General features: G+C 71.9%; 21 protein-coding genes. 5 read left to right on the top strand and 16 right to left on the bottom strand.

Annotated features, from left to right (window positions below):
* Positions 1-64: 64 nt before the first annotated feature.
* From OHA72_RS14905 to OHA72_RS14860, 10 genes are all read right to left on the bottom strand, one after another.
* Positions 65-1,246 carry a restriction endonuclease subunit S gene (locus OHA72_RS14905; protein ID WP_327008415.1) on the bottom strand — a complete coding sequence of 394 codons (1,182 nt, stop codon included), beginning with the start codon at positions 1,244-1,246 and terminating at the stop codon, positions 65-67.
* A gap of 168 nt (positions 1,247-1,414) precedes the next feature.
* Positions 1,415-2,803, bottom strand: coding sequence for a TolB family protein (locus tag OHA72_RS14900; protein WP_327008414.1), 1,389 nt, complete (start codon positions 2,801-2,803; stop codon positions 1,415-1,417).
* Positions 2,793-3,278: an RNA polymerase sigma factor gene (locus OHA72_RS14895; RefSeq protein WP_327008413.1), complete on the bottom strand. Its 486-nt coding sequence runs from the start codon at positions 3,276-3,278 to the stop codon at positions 2,793-2,795. Before OHA72_RS14895 ends, OHA72_RS14900 begins: the two co-directional genes overlap by 11 nt.
* Positions 3,279-3,328: 50 nt before the next feature.
* Positions 3,329-4,327 carry an aldo/keto reductase gene (locus tag OHA72_RS14890; RefSeq protein ID WP_327008412.1) on the bottom strand — a complete coding sequence of 333 codons (999 nt, stop codon included), beginning with the start codon at positions 4,325-4,327 and terminating at the stop codon, positions 3,329-3,331.
* A 34-nt stretch (positions 4,328-4,361) separates the two neighbouring features.
* Entirely contained in the window at positions 4,362-5,570 is a 1,209-nt protein-coding gene (locus OHA72_RS14885; protein WP_327008411.1) for a hypothetical protein, read from the bottom strand.
* Positions 5,571-5,578: 8 nt separating this feature from the next.
* On the bottom strand, positions 5,579-6,097 hold the full coding sequence (locus OHA72_RS14880) for a SigE family RNA polymerase sigma factor (RefSeq protein ID WP_327008410.1): 519 nt from the start codon (positions 6,095-6,097) through the stop codon (positions 5,579-5,581).
* Between the two features lie 325 nt (positions 6,098-6,422).
* On the bottom strand, positions 6,423-6,938 hold the full coding sequence (locus OHA72_RS14875; protein ID WP_327008409.1) for a DUF4240 domain-containing protein: 516 nt from the start codon (positions 6,936-6,938) through the stop codon (positions 6,423-6,425).
* Positions 6,939-7,035: 97 nt separating this feature from the next.
* A complete protein-coding gene (locus OHA72_RS14870; RefSeq protein ID WP_327008408.1) occupies positions 7,036-7,641 on the bottom strand; it encodes a pentapeptide repeat-containing protein in 606 nt (201 codons plus the stop codon).
* Between the two features lie 49 nt (positions 7,642-7,690).
* Complete coding sequence (locus OHA72_RS14865) at positions 7,691-8,437, bottom strand: phosphodiesterase (RefSeq protein WP_327008407.1); 747 nt, start codon at positions 8,435-8,437, stop codon at positions 7,691-7,693.
* Complete coding sequence (locus tag OHA72_RS14860; RefSeq protein ID WP_327008406.1) at positions 8,434-8,970, bottom strand: anthrone oxygenase family protein; 537 nt, start codon at positions 8,968-8,970, stop codon at positions 8,434-8,436. The genes OHA72_RS14865 and OHA72_RS14860 overlap by 4 nt, the downstream gene beginning before the upstream one ends.
* Positions 8,971-9,046: 76 nt before the next feature.
* Between OHA72_RS14860 and OHA72_RS14855 the strand changes: the two genes are divergently transcribed.
* Positions 9,047-9,700 carry a TetR/AcrR family transcriptional regulator gene (locus OHA72_RS14855; protein WP_327008405.1) on the top strand — a complete coding sequence of 218 codons (654 nt, stop codon included), beginning with the start codon at positions 9,047-9,049 and terminating at the stop codon, positions 9,698-9,700.
* A gap of 14 nt (positions 9,701-9,714) precedes the next feature.
* Here the strand turns inward: OHA72_RS14855 and OHA72_RS14850 are convergent, their stop codons facing one another.
* Positions 9,715-10,512 carry a DUF1963 domain-containing protein gene (locus OHA72_RS14850; protein WP_327008404.1) on the bottom strand — a complete coding sequence of 266 codons (798 nt, stop codon included), beginning with the start codon at positions 10,510-10,512 and terminating at the stop codon, positions 9,715-9,717.
* A 20-nt stretch (positions 10,513-10,532) separates the two neighbouring features.
* Positions 10,533-11,132 (bottom strand): calcium-binding protein, encoded by a 600-nt coding sequence (locus tag OHA72_RS14845; RefSeq protein WP_327008403.1) that lies wholly within the window; start codon positions 11,130-11,132, stop codon positions 10,533-10,535.
* Between the two features lie 110 nt (positions 11,133-11,242).
* Between OHA72_RS14845 and OHA72_RS14840 the strand changes: the two genes are divergently transcribed.
* The gene (locus tag OHA72_RS14840; RefSeq protein ID WP_327008402.1) at positions 11,243-12,001 is read left to right on the top strand and encodes an alpha/beta fold hydrolase; all 759 of its coding nucleotides are present in this window, start codon (positions 11,243-11,245) and stop codon (positions 11,999-12,001) included.
* On the opposite strand, the gene OHA72_RS14835 is transcribed toward OHA72_RS14840, so the two are convergent.
* Together OHA72_RS14835 and OHA72_RS14830 are read right to left on the bottom strand one after the other, a co-directional pair.
* The gene (locus OHA72_RS14835) at positions 11,998-12,513 is read right to left on the bottom strand and encodes a hypothetical protein (protein WP_327008401.1); all 516 of its coding nucleotides are present in this window, start codon (positions 12,511-12,513) and stop codon (positions 11,998-12,000) included. The genes OHA72_RS14840 and OHA72_RS14835 overlap by 4 nt on opposite strands.
* 78 nt (positions 12,514-12,591) lie before the next feature.
* Complete coding sequence (locus OHA72_RS14830; protein ID WP_327008400.1) at positions 12,592-13,578, bottom strand: ArsR/SmtB family transcription factor; 987 nt, start codon at positions 13,576-13,578, stop codon at positions 12,592-12,594.
* A 172-nt stretch (positions 13,579-13,750) separates the two neighbouring features.
* Here OHA72_RS14830 and OHA72_RS14825 point away from each other — a divergent pair, with 172 nt between their 5' ends.
* The 3 genes from OHA72_RS14825 to OHA72_RS14815 all read left to right on the top strand — a co-directional run bounded on the left by OHA72_RS14825 (position 13,751) and on the right by OHA72_RS14815 (position 15,870).
* A complete protein-coding gene (locus OHA72_RS14825; RefSeq protein WP_327008399.1) occupies positions 13,751-14,458 on the top strand; it encodes an SDR family NAD(P)-dependent oxidoreductase in 708 nt (235 codons plus the stop codon).
* Between the two features lie 28 nt (positions 14,459-14,486).
* Positions 14,487-14,852 carry an SgcJ/EcaC family oxidoreductase gene (locus OHA72_RS14820; RefSeq protein WP_327008398.1) on the top strand — a complete coding sequence of 122 codons (366 nt, stop codon included), beginning with the start codon at positions 14,487-14,489 and terminating at the stop codon, positions 14,850-14,852.
* 145 nt (positions 14,853-14,997) lie between these two features.
* Complete coding sequence (locus tag OHA72_RS14815; RefSeq protein WP_327008397.1) at positions 14,998-15,870, top strand: hypothetical protein; 873 nt, start codon at positions 14,998-15,000, stop codon at positions 15,868-15,870.
* A gap of 155 nt (positions 15,871-16,025) precedes the next feature.
* Here OHA72_RS14815 and OHA72_RS14810 read toward each other — a convergent pair whose 3' ends face one another.
* Positions 16,026-16,601: a Uma2 family endonuclease gene (locus OHA72_RS14810; RefSeq protein WP_327008396.1), complete on the bottom strand. Its 576-nt coding sequence runs from the start codon at positions 16,599-16,601 to the stop codon at positions 16,026-16,028.
* 8 nt (positions 16,602-16,609) lie between these two features.
* Entirely contained in the window at positions 16,610-16,933 is a 324-nt protein-coding gene (locus OHA72_RS14805) for a hypothetical protein (protein WP_327008395.1), read from the bottom strand.
* Positions 16,934-17,512: the final 579 nt, after the last annotated feature.

Here is a 17,512-nt window from a genome sequence, read left to right as displayed (position 1 = left end):
CCCGGGCCGGTTCCCCAGATCCGCAGACGGGCCGGTTCCTCAGGTGCGCAGACGGGCCGGTTCCTCAGGTGCGCAGCCTGGCGGTGAACGCCGCCTCCAGCAGGGCGCGGCGCAGCTCGGCCGAGCGCCCGCGCGCCGTCGCCAGGTCCGCGTCGAGCCTGCGGCGGGCCGCTTCGAGGCGGTCGGCGCGGGCGCACGCCTCGCGCTGCCGGTCCAGCGCAGGCACCGGCACCGCGACCCGGACGAGGTCCTTCTGGTTCACCTTCCAGATGCCCGCCGTCGTGCGGGCGAGGGCCTCGATCTGCCGCCGTACCAGCGGCGAATCCCAGACCAGGGCCAGGAACCGTGGCTCGAGCAACTCGGGGCGGGCCCGGATCCGCACGGCGGTGTCGGGATAGGCGACCGGGTCGGGTTCGGTGTCGACCAGTGCCCCGCGGCCGACCAGTCGCAGGCTGCCGCTGCCCCGGGAGACGAGGAAGTCGCCGCGGCGGACCAGGTACGGCCGGGCCTCCCGCTCGGTCCACGCGCCGCCCTTGCGCGCGCCGAGGTCCACCCGCCCGGACCGCAGGGCGGTGAGCCGCAGCACCGGGAACCCGCCGTCCCGGGTCGGCACGGACCGGCCGTTCGCCAGGGGTGCCGCGAGCACGTCGGCCAGGGCGTGCCGGGGTGCGGCCGCCACCGCGCCGCCGGTCAGCAGCGCCGCGTGGACCAGCGCGGCCGCGTTGCCCGCCGCCGCGGCCAGGTGCGCGTCGGCGGTGGCGAGGCGGCGCAGGAGCCCGTCGAGGCGGCCGGCGATGCGGCGCTGCTCGTCGGGGCCGGGGACGGCGACCGGCAGCGCGTGGAAGCGGGACCGCGTCACGTGCACCATGCCGGAGCCGTGCGCGTGCCGCATCAGCTCGCCGAGCTTGAAGTCCAGCAGGTACTTGTGGAAGCGCCGGTCGATGCGCGACTCCACCTTGAAGATGTGCTGGTTGACGACCGCCTCCGGGCCGTCCCACAGGTAGGCGCCGAGCGTGGCGGACCAGGAGACGAGCAGGTCGCCGGCGCGCACGACGTGCCGCTCGTCGACGTCGCCCTGGAAGTGGTGGAACCGCTCGCCGGACCCGGTGAGGTTCTGGATGCGGATGATCGGCCGGCCGGCGTCGCACCACTCACCGCGCCGGAAGCCGCGGCCGTTGACGTACCGGCCCAGCGCGCCGAGGGTCGTCGGCGTCCACCCGGCCGGGACCGGCACCGCGGCGGTCATCCGCAGAGCCTAACGCCGCCGGCGCCGGCGCCGACGCCCGTTCAGGCCCCGGTTCCGACGCCCGGCTCGGCGCTGGGCCATGCCGGCGACGGCGCTGGACCCACGACGGTAACGGCGCCGGGTCAATGCCGGCGCGGGCGCTGGACCCACGACGGTAACGGCGCCGGGTCAATGCCGGCGCGGGCGCTGGACCCACGACGGTAACGGCGCCGGGTCAATGCCGGCGCGGGCGCTGGACCCACGACGGTAACGGCGCCGGGTCAATGCCGGCGCGGGCGACGGCGCCGGGACCACAGCAGCCACGCCAGGCCGGCCAGGGCGAGCCCGCCCGCGGCGGTGGCGAGGCGCAGCCAGACCGGCCACGGGCCGCGTTCGGCGCCGCCGGTCTCGCGGACCTGCGCCGCCGGCAGGAGCGCACGGGCGGCCTGCAGGTGCCACGACGCCGGCGCCGTCGAAGCCGGCCAGCCGGCGCAGGTCGAAGGCCTCGACGATCGTGCGGTGCGCGGTCGCGCCGCCCTGCGTGATCAGCGGCCGGTCCGGGCCCGCCCAGCCGACCAGCGCGATCTCCTGCGCGGTGGCGACCCGCGCCGGCGGCGGGGTGCGGTCCGCCGGGTCGGCCGGCAGGAACGTCAGCAGGCACTCCAGCTTGCCGGCGCCGGCGTTGTCGGCCACGGCGAACCACCTGCCGTCCGGCGACCAGGCGTTCGGCCCGGCGATGACGACCCCGAACCCGACCGGGCCGAGCTCGACGGACCCCCCGCCGACAAGGTCGACGACACGGACGTCCCGCCGCGGCTCCACCTCCGTCTCCGGGATGCCCTGCACGGCGAGCCGCCGGCCGTCGGGTGAGAACGCGGCGGCCGTCGCCGGCGCCGCGAGCCTGGTCGAGGCGCCGCTGCCGAGGTCGAGCACCGCGCTGCCGGAGTCGCCGACCGTGTACGCGAGGCGGGTCCCGTCCGGCGACCAGGCGAGGGGCTCCACCACGCCGGTCCATTCGGTCCGGTGGGTCCGGGTCCGGCCGGTGCGCAGGTCCACGACGGCGAGGTCCCCGGCGGATCCGACGCTGCCGACCGCGACCCGCGTGCCGTCGGGGGCGAGCAGCGCCGGGGCGTCCTGCCAGGTGCCGGGCTCGGCCGGGCCGCCGCGCCGCTCGGCCTCGTCGAGCCGCCGGTAGGTGCGCCCGTCGACGCCGACGACGACCGTCTGCGTGGTGTGCAGCAGGCGCGGGCCGGCGCTGCCCTGCCCGTACATCAGGAGGGCCGGGCCGGCGGGTGCCTCGGACACCGGGGCGGTCAGCAGCGACAGGTCCGCGAGGCGGGCGGGCAGGACCGTCCCGTCGGCGGGCGCGGCCGGCTGCGCCAGCAGTCCTGGAGCGACGGCCGCTGCCGCCAGTACACCCAGAACACCGGCCGCGCTGAGCAGCGGACGCCACCGCGACGCCCGTCTCCGTCCGGCCGCCCGCGCCAGCAGGATCGCGGCGTCGGGGGTGTCGACGTGGACGCCGTCGGCGATGTTCCTGACGGCGACGCCGATGCGGGACTGCGGGTCAGGCGACATCGAGGTCCTCCTTGATCGCGGTCAGCGCCCGGTGCAGCAGCGACTTGACCGTGCCGGGCCGGCAGTGCAGCGCCGCGGCGATCTGCGCCTCCGGCAGGTCCAGGTAGAACCGCATGAAGACCGCCGCGCGCTGGCGGGCGGTCAGCTTGTGCAGCGCGGCCCGCACGACCTCCGTGTCGCCGTCCGGCCGCCAGACGGGCTCCGGGGTCACGCTGGCGTGGCGGCGCTCAAGGCGTCGGCGCCGCACCCAGGACGTGCACCGCGACACCACCGCCCGGCGCAGGAACGGCACCGGCTCCCGGACCTGGTCGCCGCGGCGCAGCCACTCGATGAACGCCTCCTGCGCGACGTCCTCCGCGGCGGCGAGGCTGCCCGTCGTGAGATACGCCAGCCGGACCAGCGCCGGGTAGTGCGCCGCGTAGACCGCCCGGAAGGCCTCCTGGTCGAGGCCTTCCGGCGCGGGTTCGTCAGTCACGGTCACCACGGTCACACGGTGCAGGCGCACGGGCGACCGGGTTGGTTCCGTCACCGTCCCAGCAGTTTCTCCACGTCGGCGAGCTCGGCCGCGCTCAGCGGGCCGTGGGCGAGCGCGCCCGCGTTCTCCTCGACCTGCGCGACGGTGCGGCAGCCGGGGATCGGCACGGTCCGGCCGCTGTACGCCCACAGCCACGCAAGCGCGCCCTGGGCGAGGGTGCGCCCGCCGGAGGTCAGCACGTCGCGGATCGCGTCGATCCGGTTCAGGAACTCCGCCGTCGGCCGCCCGTCGGTGAAGTAGGTCATCCACTCGGGGCTGAGCCCGCGGATGTCGTCCTCCGGCAGCTTCGACTCGGCGGTGTACTTGCCGCTGAGCAGCCCCATGGCGAGCGGCCCCCGGATGATGACGCCGAGGTCGTGCTCGTCGGCGACGGGGATGACCCCGAACGAGCCCCGCAGCACCGACAGGTCCGCCTGAATGGTGGCGCAGTGCACACCGGCCTCCGCGAACGCGGCCGCCCGCTCCGGGGAGTCGGTGCTCCACCCGTACGCCCGGATCAGCCCCTGCGCGACGAGCTCCTCCAGCGCCGGGATCAGGTCCAGGGCCTGCGGGATCGGCAGGCCGTTGATGTGCAGCTGGTACAGGTCGATGTGATCCGTGCCGAGCCGCCGCAGCGACTCGCGGACGGCCCGCCCGACCTCTTCGGGCGAGCCGTCCTCGGGGCCGGTGTACCGGGTCTGCTCGTCGAACGTGTTGCCGAACTTGGTCGCGATGACCGCCTCGTCGCGCCGGCCCTCCAGGGCCCGGGCGAGGACCTTCTCGCTGTGCCCGGCGCCGTACACGTTGGCGGTGTCGAAGAACGTGACGCCGAGGTCGAGCGCCCGGCGGATCGCCCGGACGGACTCGTCGTCGTCGACCTCGCCCCAGCCGAACGGCTGCGGCGGCCCATCGGGCGTGCTGCCCCAGAACGGCCCGCCGATCGCCCAGCAGCCGATCCCCAGTGCGCTGACCTCGATGCCGCTGCGGCCCAGTTTCCTCGTTTGCGTCATGCGCCCCAGGCTGCCAGCTGGAGCGCGCTCCAGGTCAACTCCCGCACGTCCACACCACCGCGACCGGCTGCTCGTCCAGCGACCCGTCGCGGGTGTTGTAGTAGCCGCCGATGATCGTCCCGTCGTCGCTGAGCGCCTCGATGTTCACCATCGCGCTCTTCGAGTCCTGGCCGCCGGGCAGCGGCAACGTCGTCGTCGTGCCGTCGGGCGCGACGACGCCGGCCTGCCCGACGATCTTGCCCTGGGCGTTGATGACGGTGTAGAACCCATCGGTCGTGTCGACCGCGCCGGTGCGCAGGTTCCACCGCGGCGCGGCGATCCACCTCGGCCCCCGGTTGGGCTCGTCGTACGAGGCCCAGCCGACCACCCAGCCACCCCGGACCTTGCCGGTCCGGTACGCCATGGCGGGCTTGCCCTTGACCGTCGGCCGCGCCAGCTTCTGCGGCGCGCCGCCGCCGGGCCGCCACACGTACGCCTGCCCTTCCTTGAACTCGCTGCTCGTCAGCGTCCCGACGATCGTGCCGTCGTCGTCGACGCCGGACGCGCCACCGGCCCAGCCCTTCCCGGCGGGCATCGCCAGCATCGTCGGCTGCGCCTCCGGCGACGCCCACATCGCGGGCTTGCCCTGCACCGACCCGACGATGACCTCCCGCTCGTTGATCGCCGACGCCATCGCGTTCGTCCCGGCCAGCTTGGAGAACTTCCCGCCCTTGTACACCCAGGCCGTGGTCGTCTGGTCCCCGGTGAAACTGGACCCGATGAACACCCCCGTCGACGTGGCGCCGCTGAGCGACGGGTCCTCGCCCGGCATCGGCAGCTTGCGCGGCTGCAGGTGCTCCCACACCACGGTCGACGGCTTCCCGCCCGGGTACGTCCGCCCGACCAGGTACTTCCCGGTCGGGTCCGAACCGCCGACGATCGCCCTCACGGTCTCCCCCGCGGGCGTGGCGAGCTGCTGCGCCTCACAGCCCTTCTTTGCCGAAGGGCTCGGACCCGGGCTCGGGCTCTTCTCCGCCGCGGTGCTGACGGGCGCCGGCTTCTGCGGGCCGTCCGCGACGACCGTCCAGCCGGCGACCGCCACGAGGACGACCGTGGCACCGGCCCCCGCCGACCCGACCAGCCGCACCCTGCGGTGATGCCGGTCGCCGTCGGCGATCGCCTTCGCGATGTCCACGGTGGACGCCCCGCGAGGCTGCCCACCGGCGAGGGGCCGCAGCAGCGTCGCACCGTCCTGCTCGTTCATGTCCACCGTCATCTTCCCTTTCGCGTGTAGGCCAGGTCGGTCTCCTCGACGTACCGGCGCAGGGTCGCCAGCCCACGGGCGGTCTGGCTCTTCACCGTCCCGGTCGAGCACTCGAGCATCGCGGCGACCTCGTCCACCGGCAGATCGCACAGGAACCGCAGCACCAGCACGGCCTGCTGCCGCCGCGGCACCTTCGCCAGCGCGGCCCGCAGGACGATGGCCTCCTCGACCTCGCTGGTGGCCTCCCGAGGCCCCGGCGTGTCCGGCGGCGCCGCCATGAGCTTCGTCTGGAACCACGACCGCCGCCGCTCGTCGATGAACCCGCGGACCACCATCGTGCGCACGTACTGGTCCAGATGCTCGACGTCGCGGATCCGCTGCCAGCTCACGTACAACTTGGTGATCGCCTGCTGCACCAGATCATCGGCGCGATGCTCGTCCCCGCACAGGATGTAGCCCAGCCTGCGCAACGCCGGCATGGCGCCGGTCACGTACTCGACGTACTCACGCTGCGCCTCGGGCCGCATCGATCTCCTCCCTCGCCCTGCATGTCGCGACTTCAACGCATCCCACGGTCACCCGGGTTGCACGCCCCGCCGACCTACTTCCCCGGACCCTCACGCACCACGGGACAAGCGCGCAAAGCCCCTCAATCCGGACGTCGACGGCCCGGCGCGCACGAGATCTGACCGAATGCCGGCCGCTCGAAGCCGCTCGAAGCCGCCCGGCTCGCCTCCTCGGCGCCGCGGGAAGCGCCGGAGGGCCGGGAACACCGGAGGCACGCTCGTGCCCGCCGCCCGACCGGACCAGGCGCCCGGCGGACGCCCACCGTGCACCTTCCACGGATGAAGCTCAGCAGAAGCGCGCCGCCACCTCGGGGTAGCGCTCCTCAAGGGTGTCCTCGTCGAACGGTTCACCGATGTCGCTGCGCGGCACCACCGGAGCATGCTGCTGGTAATACACGTCGCCGCTCTCACCGGTCTTCGCCGCGAACGCCCGGGACGCGACCCCCCACATCCCCTCACACCAGACCGGCCCGTCAGGGTCGACGCCTTCCGCGGCGGCCCGCGGGTCGGCCAGCGCGGCGGCATACCGCTGCCGGCCCTCGCTGACGAGCCAGCCCAGGAAGTAGTCGAACCCGTCGTCGGAGCAGCCATCGCACATGATGTAGGCGACCTCCCACAGCTCGATGCGGTACGCCTCGTTGACCCGCTCCAGGAAGAACCTGTCGAACGCGACGATCTCGTCCACATCGAGCCGCGACAACCAGTCGGTCAGCAGCGCGGCCCGCGCTTCCGGGTCCCCCGCCCCGGCCTCCCGGCGGGCACGGTCGACAAGCTCCCACCAACGTTCCCCGGTCGTGGTCATGCATCTCTCCGATCGGCATGCGGGCAGACGGACAACCACGGGACACGGGGCCGCCCCGAGCCCGGGCGAGTCACGCCGGGCGGTCACACCCGCCGGGTCACGCGGGGCGGACGTCGAGGCCGAGGGCGATCGCGATCGTCGTCGCCTGGTCGGCAGTGATGATTGCCTGGCGGAGCTCGGTGGTCAGCGGGTCGAGGCCGGACAGGTCGCTGCCGCGCAGGTCGCACCGGGTGAGATCCGCCTTCTGCAGCGCCGCGCCGGACAGGTCGACGCCGCGCAGAACACCACCCTCGCAGCGGGCGCCGGTCAGGTCGGCCTCGCGCATGCGCACGCCGGTGAACTCGGCGCCGCTGAGCTTGGCGCCGCGCAGGGCGACGAAGGACCAGTCGCCCTCCTCGACCTTCAGCAGCTCGAACGTGCACCGGTCGAACGCGCTGCCGACCAGCTTGCAGCGGGTGAACGTCGCGTCGAAGAAGTTGCAGCCGACGAACGAGCAGTTGAGGAACGCGACGTCGGTCTGGGTGGAGCAGTTGAACCGCACGTTGGTGAACGTGCACTCGCTGAAGACGGACCGCTCGTTGGTCGCCTCGCACATGTCGACGTCGACGAACGCCACCCTGGAGTGCTCGAGACCGACCGCGTGATGATCGGTCCAGTCGTCGTCGTAGATCGTGGTGTGGGTCAGGGGCGCCCGCTCGACCAACGCTCGGCCCTCCTCAACAGCTCGGCCCGCCCGGAACACGCACAGCCTCTCACCCGGGTACGACAAAAACCGACCGGTAGTGGGTGATGAGCCGGCCGTCCTCGTACAGGTGGAAGGCCAGCGCCGGCGGCGCGTCCCGGTCCAGGCCCCCGTCGCCCTGCTCCCACGGCAGGATCAGCGTCGATGCGACCCCCGGCGCGGCCAGCAGCGGCACCCCGGCGAACGTGCCGACGGTCGCGCTGTGGATGTGGCCGCACAGCAGCGCCACGACGTTCGGGTGACGGGCGAGCACCGCGGCGAGCCGGTCCTCGCCGAACTGGCGTACCAGATCCGCCTGCGGATGCCCGATCGCCACCGGTGGATGGTGGAAGCACACGAACGTCGGGGCGCCCTCGGCCAGGACCGTGTCGAGCCACGCGAGGGTCTCGTCCGCGAGCCACCCGTCGTCGCGGCCCGGGATCGACGAGTCGCACAGCGCGAAGACCAGGTCGCCGACGCGTGCCACCTGGTCGACCGGCCCGGGCTCCGGGGGCGCGCCGAGGAGGGACTGCCGGAACGCCGACCGCTCGTCGTGGTTCCCCGGCAACTGCAGCAGCGGTACCCCCAGCCGCCCCAGCACCCGCGCGGCCGCGTACTCCGCCGGCAGCCCATGGTCGGCGACGTCACCGGTCACGAGCACCGCGTCGACGGGGCGGCGTAGGCGTTCCAGGTATCGCACGACCCGCTCGGCCCGCTCGGCGCTGCGCCCGCCGTCGTCGGCCAGATGGGTGTCGCTGACATGCGCGATGAGGGTCATTGTCCGACGGTACGACCGGCGCCGGCGCGAACACGAGATCCAATCGCGGCAGCCCGGCCCACCCCGGCCTGGCCCCGGTCGACCGCCTGCGCGGTGAGCAGCGCGGCGAAGGCGACGACCGCGATCACCGTGCGCACGGCGTGCAGGGTGAGCCAGCGGTCGCGGGCCGCCGCCCAGTCGTCCGGCAACCGGTCGGCGTCCCAGGTGTCGGCGAGCCGGTTGAGCGGCTCCAGCTGCGTCACCGTCAGCACGACGGTGGCCACCACGAGCAGCAGCACGCCCACGGTGATCCCGAAAACGAGCCGGCCGCGCCCGTACGAAAGCGCGCTCGTCGCCAGCAGCAGCACCGCACAGGTCAGCAGTAAGGGCGGCATCGCCCGGCCGTAGTCGGTGTTCAGCGCCTGCCAGTACCGCACGTACGCGGGCCCGGGCAGCCGCCCCAGCGACGGCGCGACGACGACGAAGAACACGCCACCCGCGTACAGGCCGAGCAGCAGGGTCGACGCGCCCCGGACGAGCTCCAGCAACCGCATGGCGATCACCTTCCAGTAGATGTGGCTCTTTTGATTAGAGAGCAATCTATCGAAAGTTCTGGCACGATGATGTCCGATGGAGGACAGACCGAAACGCGGATACGTCAGCCGGCTCCGGCATGACAACGCCGAGGCGACCCGGCTGCGCATCGCCGAGGCCGCGAGAGCCCTGATGCTGGAGCGTGGCTACGCCGCCACCACGATGGGCGAGGTGGCCGCGGCCGCGGGGGTGGCCGTGCAGACGCTGTACACCGCCTGCCCCGGCGGCAAACCCGGCCTCGCGAAGGTCGTGTATGACGTGACCCTCGCCGGCGACGCGCAGCCTCTGCCGCAGCACGCCCGGCCCGCGGTGCAGGCGATCATCGCCGAGCCGGACCCGGCCCGGAAGCTGGCGCGGTACGCCGAGATGGTGCTCGCCATCGCCCGGCGGGTCGGCCCCGTGCACCGGGTCCTGCGCGCCGCGGCCGCCGCCACACCCGCCGACGGCGGCCTGCACGACCTGCTCGCGGAGACCGAGCGGCAGCGCCGCACCGGCGCCCGGGGCCCGGCGGAGCACCTCGCCGCGGCGGGACTGCTGCGGCCCGGCCTCACCGCCGACCGGGCCGCCGACGAGATCTACGTGCTGACCTCGTTCGAGACGTTCGAGCGCCTCACCGAGGTGTGCGCCTGGACCGACGACGACTACCGGGAATGGCTGACCCGGACACTCGCCGTCACGCTCCTCGGCTGAACCAGGAACGCCCGTCAGGCCGTCTCGTACACGACGGCGGCCCGGTCGAGCCGCCCGACCGGCAGGTCCTCCTCCGGCACCACGAACGCGATCCGCACACACTCACCCCACGCCGTGCCCTGCTCCCCCTCCAGTTGGAGCAGCGGCCGGAACCCGTCTCCTCGCGGGTGGTAGCCCTCATCGAGCCAGCCGAGCACCTGGTGCCGGGCGTACGGCACCGCCGGCCGCACCGCGTCGAGCACGTCCGCCACCCCTGGCAGGTCCTCGTTGCGCCACGCTTCGAGCGCGGGCACCATCAGGTCGGGCACCGACAGGCACCGCCACGCACCCAGCGGCAGTGCCGGAATGACCTGTGCCCCTTCCGGCACCGCGGTCTCCGGCGCTCCATCCGGTACGTGCAGCACCCTGCACGCCCCGTCCCCGAACCGGTGCAGGGCATCGTTGAAGAAGAGCAGACTGCCGTGCACGGGGAGCGTCCACTCCTCGGCGAGGAGCTCGGCGAGGACGTCGCACCGCAGTCGTGCGACGAGGACGAGTGGCTCGCCCTCGAACCCCGGCCACTCGCTCCCGACCGGCAGCCCGCCGTAGTCCCCGGCCAGCAACCCGTCCTCGTCCTCGTCGTCGTCTGCTTCGCCGTCTGCTTCGTCGTCCTCGTCTTCGTCGTCCTCGTGTTCGTCGTCTGCTTCGTCCTCGCCGTCCACGTCGACCACGATCAGCTCGACCGCCGGCCGTACCAGCGCCAGCACCGCCTCGACGACCTCATCCGGCAACGCCCGCTCATCGATCGCCGCCCGCAACGACCCAAGATCCATGCCTCGAGTCTGCCAGCGACTCAGGGAATGTTGACCGAGGTGTCGCAGGCGCCCCAGAGTTCGTCGCTCTCCGGCTGCCCGGCCGGCATGCCCGTGCCACCGTCGGCGAGGTCACCGACGTCCCACGGGATGTCCGACGGCCCGGTGCCCGAACCGCAGACGAGCCGGTCGGGGCCGCCCCCGCCGAACAGCTCGTCGACCCCGTCACCGCCGATGAGCAGGTCCGGCAGGACGCTCGCGGCGTTGGCACCGCCGTACAGGTGATCGTTGCCCTCGTCGCCGTTGACGTAGTCGCCGCCGGCCTCGCCGTCGATGTGATCGTTGCCCTCTTCACCCCAGATGATGTCGTCACCGCCGCCGCCGCAGATGACGTCGCGGCCCTCCATGCCGTGGATGATGTCCGGACCGTCCGTACCCATGATCACGTCGTCGCCGGACGTGCCGTAGAAGCTGTTGCCACCCGCCGGCACGGACAGCACCGACCACCGCTGGATCGGATTGCCGAAACAATCCGCCAGCACGACGAGGTCCGCCGCGGCCGGTCTGGCCCCGGCAACCGCCGACAACACCAACGCGGCGACAACCGCCGCGGAGCGAACCGCATTTCTGGTACTGGCCATCCCGGACTGCTCCCTCGGCCGAAGTTGTACCTGTCCCCCGGCCGAACGCCACCCGTCGCGGAACGGTTCACCACAGTCGTCGATCCGACCACGGCAACTAAGCTGCGGACGTGCGAGATGCGGTGGTCGGTCCCGATGGTGCGCGGATCCGCTGGGTGGAGATCGCCGGCACCGAACCGGCGCGGGTCTGCGTCCACGGCGCGGGTGCGCAGGCCGCGGCGTACTTCACCCACGCGATGACGCTGCCGCCGCTGGCGGGCCGGCGCACGTTGATGGTGGACCTGCTGGGCTTCGGCCTCAGCGACCGCCCGGCGGGGTTCAGCTACCGGCTCGACGATCACGCCGACGCGCTCGCCCGGGCGCTGGACGCCGCCGGCATCACCGGCGCCGAGGTCATCGGCCACAGCATGGGCGGCGCCGTGACCGTCGCCCTGGCCGCCCGGCGACCGGACCTGGTGTCCCGGCTGGTGCTCGTGGAGGCCACGCTCGATCCGGTACCGCCGCCGGCGGCCGGCAGCGTCGGCATCACCACGTTCACCGAGGCCGAGTTCGCCGCCGGTGGCATGACCCGGATCCTGGACCAGGTCGGCCCGCTGTGGGCGGCGACCATGCGCCTCGCCGATCCCGTCGCACTGCACCGCAGCGCATTCGGCCTGCGCGCCGGGACCAGCCCCACGGCCCGGGAGCACCTGACGGCGCTGCCGATCCCGCGTACCTTCCTGGTCGGCGCCCTCTCACAGCCGCTGTCCGGACGATCGGACCTGCAGGCCGCCGGCGTGCGGGTGGTCACCATCCCGCACGCCGGTCACAACGTCATGCTCGACAATCCCCTGGCGTTCGCCGAAGAGGTCGCCCGCGCGGTGGTCTAGGCGAGCGTCTCGCAGAGGTTCTCCATGGTGCCGAGGCGGACCGGCACCTCCCGGTTGCCGTCGGGATGCCTGATCACGACGAAGTCGCCGCGGGTGATGTAGTCGCCGCCGGGGAAGCCCACGTTGGCGGCCTTGATCGGCAGGGCGTTGTGGCCGTGCAACTGCAGGACCCTGGTGCCGTCCGGCAGGTAGTACACGCGGATGGTCCCGGTCGCGTCGCGGACGACCGACCTGTGGTTGCTCGTGTTGGTGTAGCGGATCACCAGGACGCCTTCGAAGTCCTGGACCTTCGGCGACCCGTCCGGGTAGGTGGCGGGTGTCCGCATCCGCTCGCGGTCCTTGACGATGTCGCCCTTGACCTCGAAGGGACACACGTCCCCCGCCGGGATGACGAACGGATCCGTGCTCGTCGGCTCCCATCCACCGCCGCCGCCCGGGCCGGACGCGGCCGCCGGCACCGCCGTCACCGCCACGATCGCCGCCGCCAGAGCAAGCGCCTTCACCACGCGCATGTGGCCTCCCCTCATGTCCGTTTGCACTGTCACGGACATGGTGGATTCAGCCGGTACGGCGGCTCCACGATTCGGTTCTCACCGAATGCTCGCCCGCGAAGCGGCGCCCAGCAGGTCGGTGCCGAGCGCGGTGCGCTGGTACAGCACCTGCCGCCCCGACCGGCGGGACGTGACCAGCCCCGATCGGCGCAGCACCGACAGGTGCTCACTGACCGACGCCGCGCTCAGGTGGAGATCCCGCGCGACCTGCGTGGTCGACAGCGGCAGGTCGAGCCTCGCCAGCAGCGCCGCGCGGCTGCGCCCGAGCAGGTCCGCGACCGGCGGGGCCGGCGACCGGGCCGGGCCGTCCCAGACCTTGCCGACACCGCGCGGGCCGTAGATGAGCGTCGGGCACTGCGGGTCGGTGTCGACCAGCAGTGAAGGCCACGCGAACACGCACGGCACCAGCAGCACCCCGGCGCCGTCGAGCCGGCTCTGCGACCGCCAGGTCGGCCAGAGGATCCGCAGCGCGTCCTCCGCGTATTCCAGCTCCGGATGCAGATTGCCCAGCAGCCGCACGATCCCGCCGGAGGTCAGCTGCTCCGCACGGTAACCGACCTCGGCGTCGAGCAGCCCGGCCAGCCGCGACCAGATCGGCTCGATCGCGACCTGCCAGTAGGCCTGCACCTCGGCGGCCAACCGGCCGAGGTGGCGCTCCGGGTCGTCGTACAGGGGACGCAGCGTCTCCGGCAGCGGCGCGCCGCCACCGAGCAGCTCCAGCTGCGCCCGCACCGAACCCTCCGGCGTCGTGCGCACCCGCGCCAGCTCGTCGGCGAACCTCGTGTCCATCCGATCCGGGGACGGCATCAGAAACTCCGGCACGTACCGCGGATCGGCGAGCAACGGCCGCAGCAACTCGAGCCGCAACGCCGACACAGGCCCTCGCACCGACCGGACCCACGGCCCGTGCATCCGAGCCCGATCGGCGTGACCGGCCACCCGCATGCTGCTCATGACCTCATGCATGGGCGAACGCGCGAAGCGGATCCGAGCCAGGTCCCCGGGCTCGAACAACAGCTCGATCACCCAGATCACGATACCGACGAATCCCTGGAGGGTGGGCCGCCGCGACTGGCGGAAACCCGTCCCTCGAAGTCCCTGGGCCCCGGATGTTTGCGCGGCCGCGCAACGGACAGGATCGCGCCGGGCCGCACCGCGGGTGGCGCATGCCCTCATCGATACGCGGAAGAGACAGCACATGGGTACACAGAAGGTCGCCGTCATCACCGGCGCGTCAAAGGGCATCGGCGCGGCGCTCGTGGTCGCGTACCGCAAGCTCGGCTACGCGGTCGTCGCGAACTCCCGCTCCATCACGCCGTCCGACGACTCCATGATCCTCAACGTCGCGGGTGACGTCGCCGACCCTGCCGTCGGCGCCGGTGTCATCGAGCAGGGGCTGGCCTCGTTCGGTCGCATCGACACGCTGGTCAACAACGCCGGCGTCTTCGTGGCCAAGCCGTTCACCGACTACACCGACGAGGACTACACGCTGATGACCGGCGTGAACCTCCGCGGATTCTTCGAGGTCTCGAAGCGGGCCGTCGGCGCGATGCTCGCCGGAGGCGGCGGGCACATCGTCAACATCTCGACCAGCCTGGCCGACCGCGCCGACTCAAAGGTGCCGTCGGCGCTGGCGTCCCTGACCAAGGGCGGCCTCAACGCGGTCACCAGGTCGCTGGCGATCGAGTACGCCACCCGCGGCATCCGCGTCAACGCCGTCTCACCCGGCGTCATCCAGACACCGATGCACGAGGCCGATCCCCCCGAATTCCTCGCCGGCCTGCACCCGATCGGCCGGATCGGCGAGATCAGCGACATCGTCGACGCGATCATCTACCTGGAGACCGCCACGTTCGTCACGGGCGAGATCCTGCACGTCGACGGCGGCCAGAGCGCCGGACACTGAAATCCCTCCGCAAGCAAGGAGCACCGCGATGACCAGCACCGAGGTCGCGATCCTTCGCACCGTCCTCGATCAGTGGAAGTCCGCCGTCGACGCCCACGACCCGAAGCGCGTCGCCTCGCTCTTCACCCAGGAAGCGATCTTCCAAGGCCTGCACCCGTACAGCATCGGCCCGGAAGGCGTGGCCGCCTACTACGATGCGCAGCCGATCGGCATGACGGCCGCGTACGACATCCAGGAGAGCCGCCGCCTCGCCGACGACCTGGTCCTCGGCTACCTCAGCGTCGCCTTCACCTTCACCGACCGGCCGGTCGTGAAGGCCCATCTCTGCGTGATCGCGCGCCGGATCGGCGACGCCTGGCTCATCGAGCACTACCAGGTCTCACGACTTGCATGACCTCCGATGGCATGCCGGCTCCGGGACCCGCACAAGCACCGACGCAGCGGCAATGGCCCCGCTTCTCACGACGAGGTCCTGATGCTCGAGAAACGCGGCGGCAACGTCGAACATCCGCGGACGGAGCCGCCTGATCGCGGGCCAGGTGGCGGCGGCAGTGTACGGTATGCGCGCCGTTGGCAGATCGGAACATTTCATTGCCTGCGGCGTCCTCATCCGGACCACGAGCCGTATCCGCCAGGGAGCCGAGCACACTGTGGACTATCAGATCTGGTTCGTCCTCGGAGTTCTCCTCGGGAATGGCGTCGGATGTCTGCTGGCCGTGTTCTGCCTGGTCAGGATGGTCGACCAGCGGCGGACGGTCCGTAACCGCGTCTTTCTGGTGCTGGTGGCGTCGTGGGCGCTGGTCGAGACCGCGCGTGACGACATGCTCTTCGTCGCCGCCACCGCCATTCACATGAGCGACTACCAGGTCCATTTCTTCCTGGCCCCGAGCATGATCCTGACCGTGTTCACCGTGCTGGCCACGGCAACTCTCTTGTGGCTGGTCGCCAGATACCCACACCCGGTGTGGACGGCCGGAGCCGGCACGGCGGTCGGCCTGCTGCTGGGCGTGATGAGCCTGCAGGCGGCACTCGCCGGGCGCACCGGATCGGCCTTGTCGATCGACATCGCCGACTCCCTGGTGATCGCCGCCGTCCTCGGCGTCGCGACCGGCATCTCCGTGCTGCTGGGAACCGGTGCCACCCGCCGGTCCGCCATCGCGACCGCCGTCACGCTCCTGGCGATCTGTTTGACGATCGCGCAGTACCGGATCGCCGGCGGAGTGACGACCGATCCGTCCATCCTGGTCGACAGCGACGTCGGAATCGATCCCATCCAGCTGGGCGTCTTCACCGCCGTGGCACTCGGCGTGCGAGCCATTGCACTCACCGTCATAAGCATGATCGACGAGGGCGGCCCGGAGTCCTCACCGGACCAGCCGCAGGAGCAGGTCGCCAGCCGCGACCGGCCCTGACACAACCACGACCAGCGCCGACCGCCCCACCCGATGACAGGCCCAGCCCTCGATCGCACGCGCAGCGGATCCTGCCACCCCGCCTGGAGCGGCCGAAGGCCGCGCGGAGAATCCGAAACCGCCGTTGGAGCTGACGCTGAGCTTCTTGAACCCACTCAGGTAAGCCGCCGGGGCACGCGGCGCAACAGGTCCACTGTATCGATTTCGAATGCGAACGGCTCAGCGACGGCAAGCACCTCACCAGCCTTCGCCGCCGCGTGCTCGACGTAGTGCGCACCGTCGAGCCGGAACAACTGCAACGTCACAGAATCCGGCGGGTCCTGCTCAATGAGCAGGTACAGGCTGATGCCCGCCTTGGCGTACAGTTCCATCTTCACCAAGCGATCGGTCCCGGCATTGCTTGGGGAAACGACCTCGGCGACCAGGATCACGTCTGGAGCATCGATCACCACGCCGTCCTCGTCGGTGTCCGCCACGACGAGATCGGGGATCATGATCCGACCACTTTGCAGCCGGACGTTCACCGCCTCCAACGCAAGCAGTCCTGCTTCGAATGCCGCACGGTCAAACTCCACAAACAGCAGCGAAGAAAGGCGCTGGTGCCGCTTGCTCGGTGCCGGGCTCACCAGAAGGCTTCCGTCCAGCAGCTCGATCCGGTTCGGCGTTGCGCCGAGCGCAAGGTACTCGTCCTCACTCCAGGGTCCTTCATGCTCGAGCACAGCAATGCTCATCTGCTCACTCACCTCCCGACGACTGCTGCGACAAGCCTGCCATGCCAACCGGCCAGTGGCGATCGCACGCCCTCAAGACTCATCCGACACGGTAGACATCTCATGACCATATGACAACTTGCTTGTTCGATGCGGCGGCAGGAGATCGTCGTGCCGTCCTCGTCGTCGGTCGTGGTGCGGGGACCGGCGGAGGCAAGCTCCCACCCGGACGGCAGGTAGCCGGCCGTGTACGGCACCTTGACCGGCACCGGCCCGACCGGCACGAACCGCTGCGCCAGTTGCTGCAGCGTACCGGCCGGGGCGTCGAAGCCCTGGGCCTTACCGCCACGCACGACCGCTCAGGCATTGTCGGCGTACTGCCACGCGATGGCGACGTCGGTGCGCGGCACCGATCTCGCTGACGGTGTACGTGATGTCCGCCTGCCACGCCGCACGCCCGTTCACCTTGAGCGGCGTACCGCTTACGGATCGGTCGGTGCGGAAGGCTCCGGGCTGGTACACGGTCAGCGATCCAACCTGGCGGCTGATCGGGTCGCCGTCGCCGAACCGCCAACGGCGCACGCCCCCTGCACCCCGACGCCCCCGAAACTGTCAGACCCCATCGATAGGCTGACCTCAGCACCATCGCAGAAGCCGACGACGTATCGGCCGAGCGATCCATGGGGGTGAAAGTGAACAGGTTCAACGCCCGGGAGCACACGAAGCCTGCGCACAAGGGCGAGACCAGCGCCGTCCACGTGACATCAGAAGCAGCAACGTCGACCGCCCACGCAGCAACAGGCCAGTGGCGAGCCCTCGGCCCCCAGCCACCGGCGCCCGGCCCTGGCGCCCGCCCCCGGCCCCCGGATGCACGCGCAGCGAATCCCTGCCAGGCGGCACGCCGGCAGTGCGAGGCGAAGCCGAAGCATGGG

Source organism: Dactylosporangium sp. NBC_01737, from assembly GCF_035963215.1.
Lineage (GTDB): Bacteria > Actinomycetota > Actinomycetes > Mycobacteriales > Micromonosporaceae > Dactylosporangium.
This window is presented reverse-complemented; position numbering and strand designations above follow the sequence as displayed.

Bases quoted from the DNA above. Each gene is read 5' to 3' on its own strand.
- OHA72_RS14905 (WP_327008415.1), bottom strand. From the start codon at position 1,246: ATGACCGCCGCGGTGCCGGTCCCGGCCGGGTGGACGCCGACGACCCTC.
- OHA72_RS14900 (WP_327008414.1), bottom strand. From the start codon at position 2,803: ATGTCGCCTGACCCGCAGTCCCGCATCGGCGTCGCCGTCAGGAACATC.
- OHA72_RS14890 (WP_327008412.1), bottom strand. From the start codon at position 4,327: ATGACGCAAACGAGGAAACTGGGCCGCAGCGGCATCGAGGTCAGCGCA.
- OHA72_RS14885 (WP_327008411.1), bottom strand. From the start codon at position 5,570: ATGAACGAGCAGGACGGTGCGACGCTGCTGCGGCCCCTCGCCGGTGGG.
- OHA72_RS14880 (WP_327008410.1), bottom strand. From the start codon at position 6,097: ATGCGGCCCGAGGCGCAGCGTGAGTACGTCGAGTACGTGACCGGCGCC.
- OHA72_RS14875 (WP_327008409.1), bottom strand. From the start codon at position 6,938: ATGACCACGACCGGGGAACGTTGGTGGGAGCTTGTCGACCGTGCCCGC.
- OHA72_RS14865 (WP_327008407.1), bottom strand. From the start codon at position 8,437: ATGACCCTCATCGCGCATGTCAGCGACACCCATCTGGCCGACGACGGC.
- OHA72_RS14860 (WP_327008406.1), bottom strand. From the start codon at position 8,970: ATGCGGTTGCTGGAGCTCGTCCGGGGCGCGTCGACCCTGCTGCTCGGC.
- OHA72_RS14855 (WP_327008405.1), top strand. From the start codon at position 9,047: ATGGAGGACAGACCGAAACGCGGATACGTCAGCCGGCTCCGGCATGAC.
- OHA72_RS14850 (WP_327008404.1), bottom strand. From the start codon at position 10,512: ATGGATCTTGGGTCGTTGCGGGCGGCGATCGATGAGCGGGCGTTGCCG.
- OHA72_RS14845 (WP_327008403.1), bottom strand. From the start codon at position 11,132: ATGGCCAGTACCAGAAATGCGGTTCGCTCCGCGGCGGTTGTCGCCGCG.
- OHA72_RS14835 (WP_327008401.1), bottom strand. From the start codon at position 12,513: ATGCGCGTGGTGAAGGCGCTTGCTCTGGCGGCGGCGATCGTGGCGGTG.
- OHA72_RS14825 (WP_327008399.1), top strand. From the start codon at position 13,751: ATGGGTACACAGAAGGTCGCCGTCATCACCGGCGCGTCAAAGGGCATC.
- OHA72_RS14820 (WP_327008398.1), top strand. From the start codon at position 14,487: ATGACCAGCACCGAGGTCGCGATCCTTCGCACCGTCCTCGATCAGTGG.
- OHA72_RS14810 (WP_327008396.1), bottom strand. From the start codon at position 16,601: ATGAGCATTGCTGTGCTCGAGCATGAAGGACCCTGGAGTGAGGACGAG.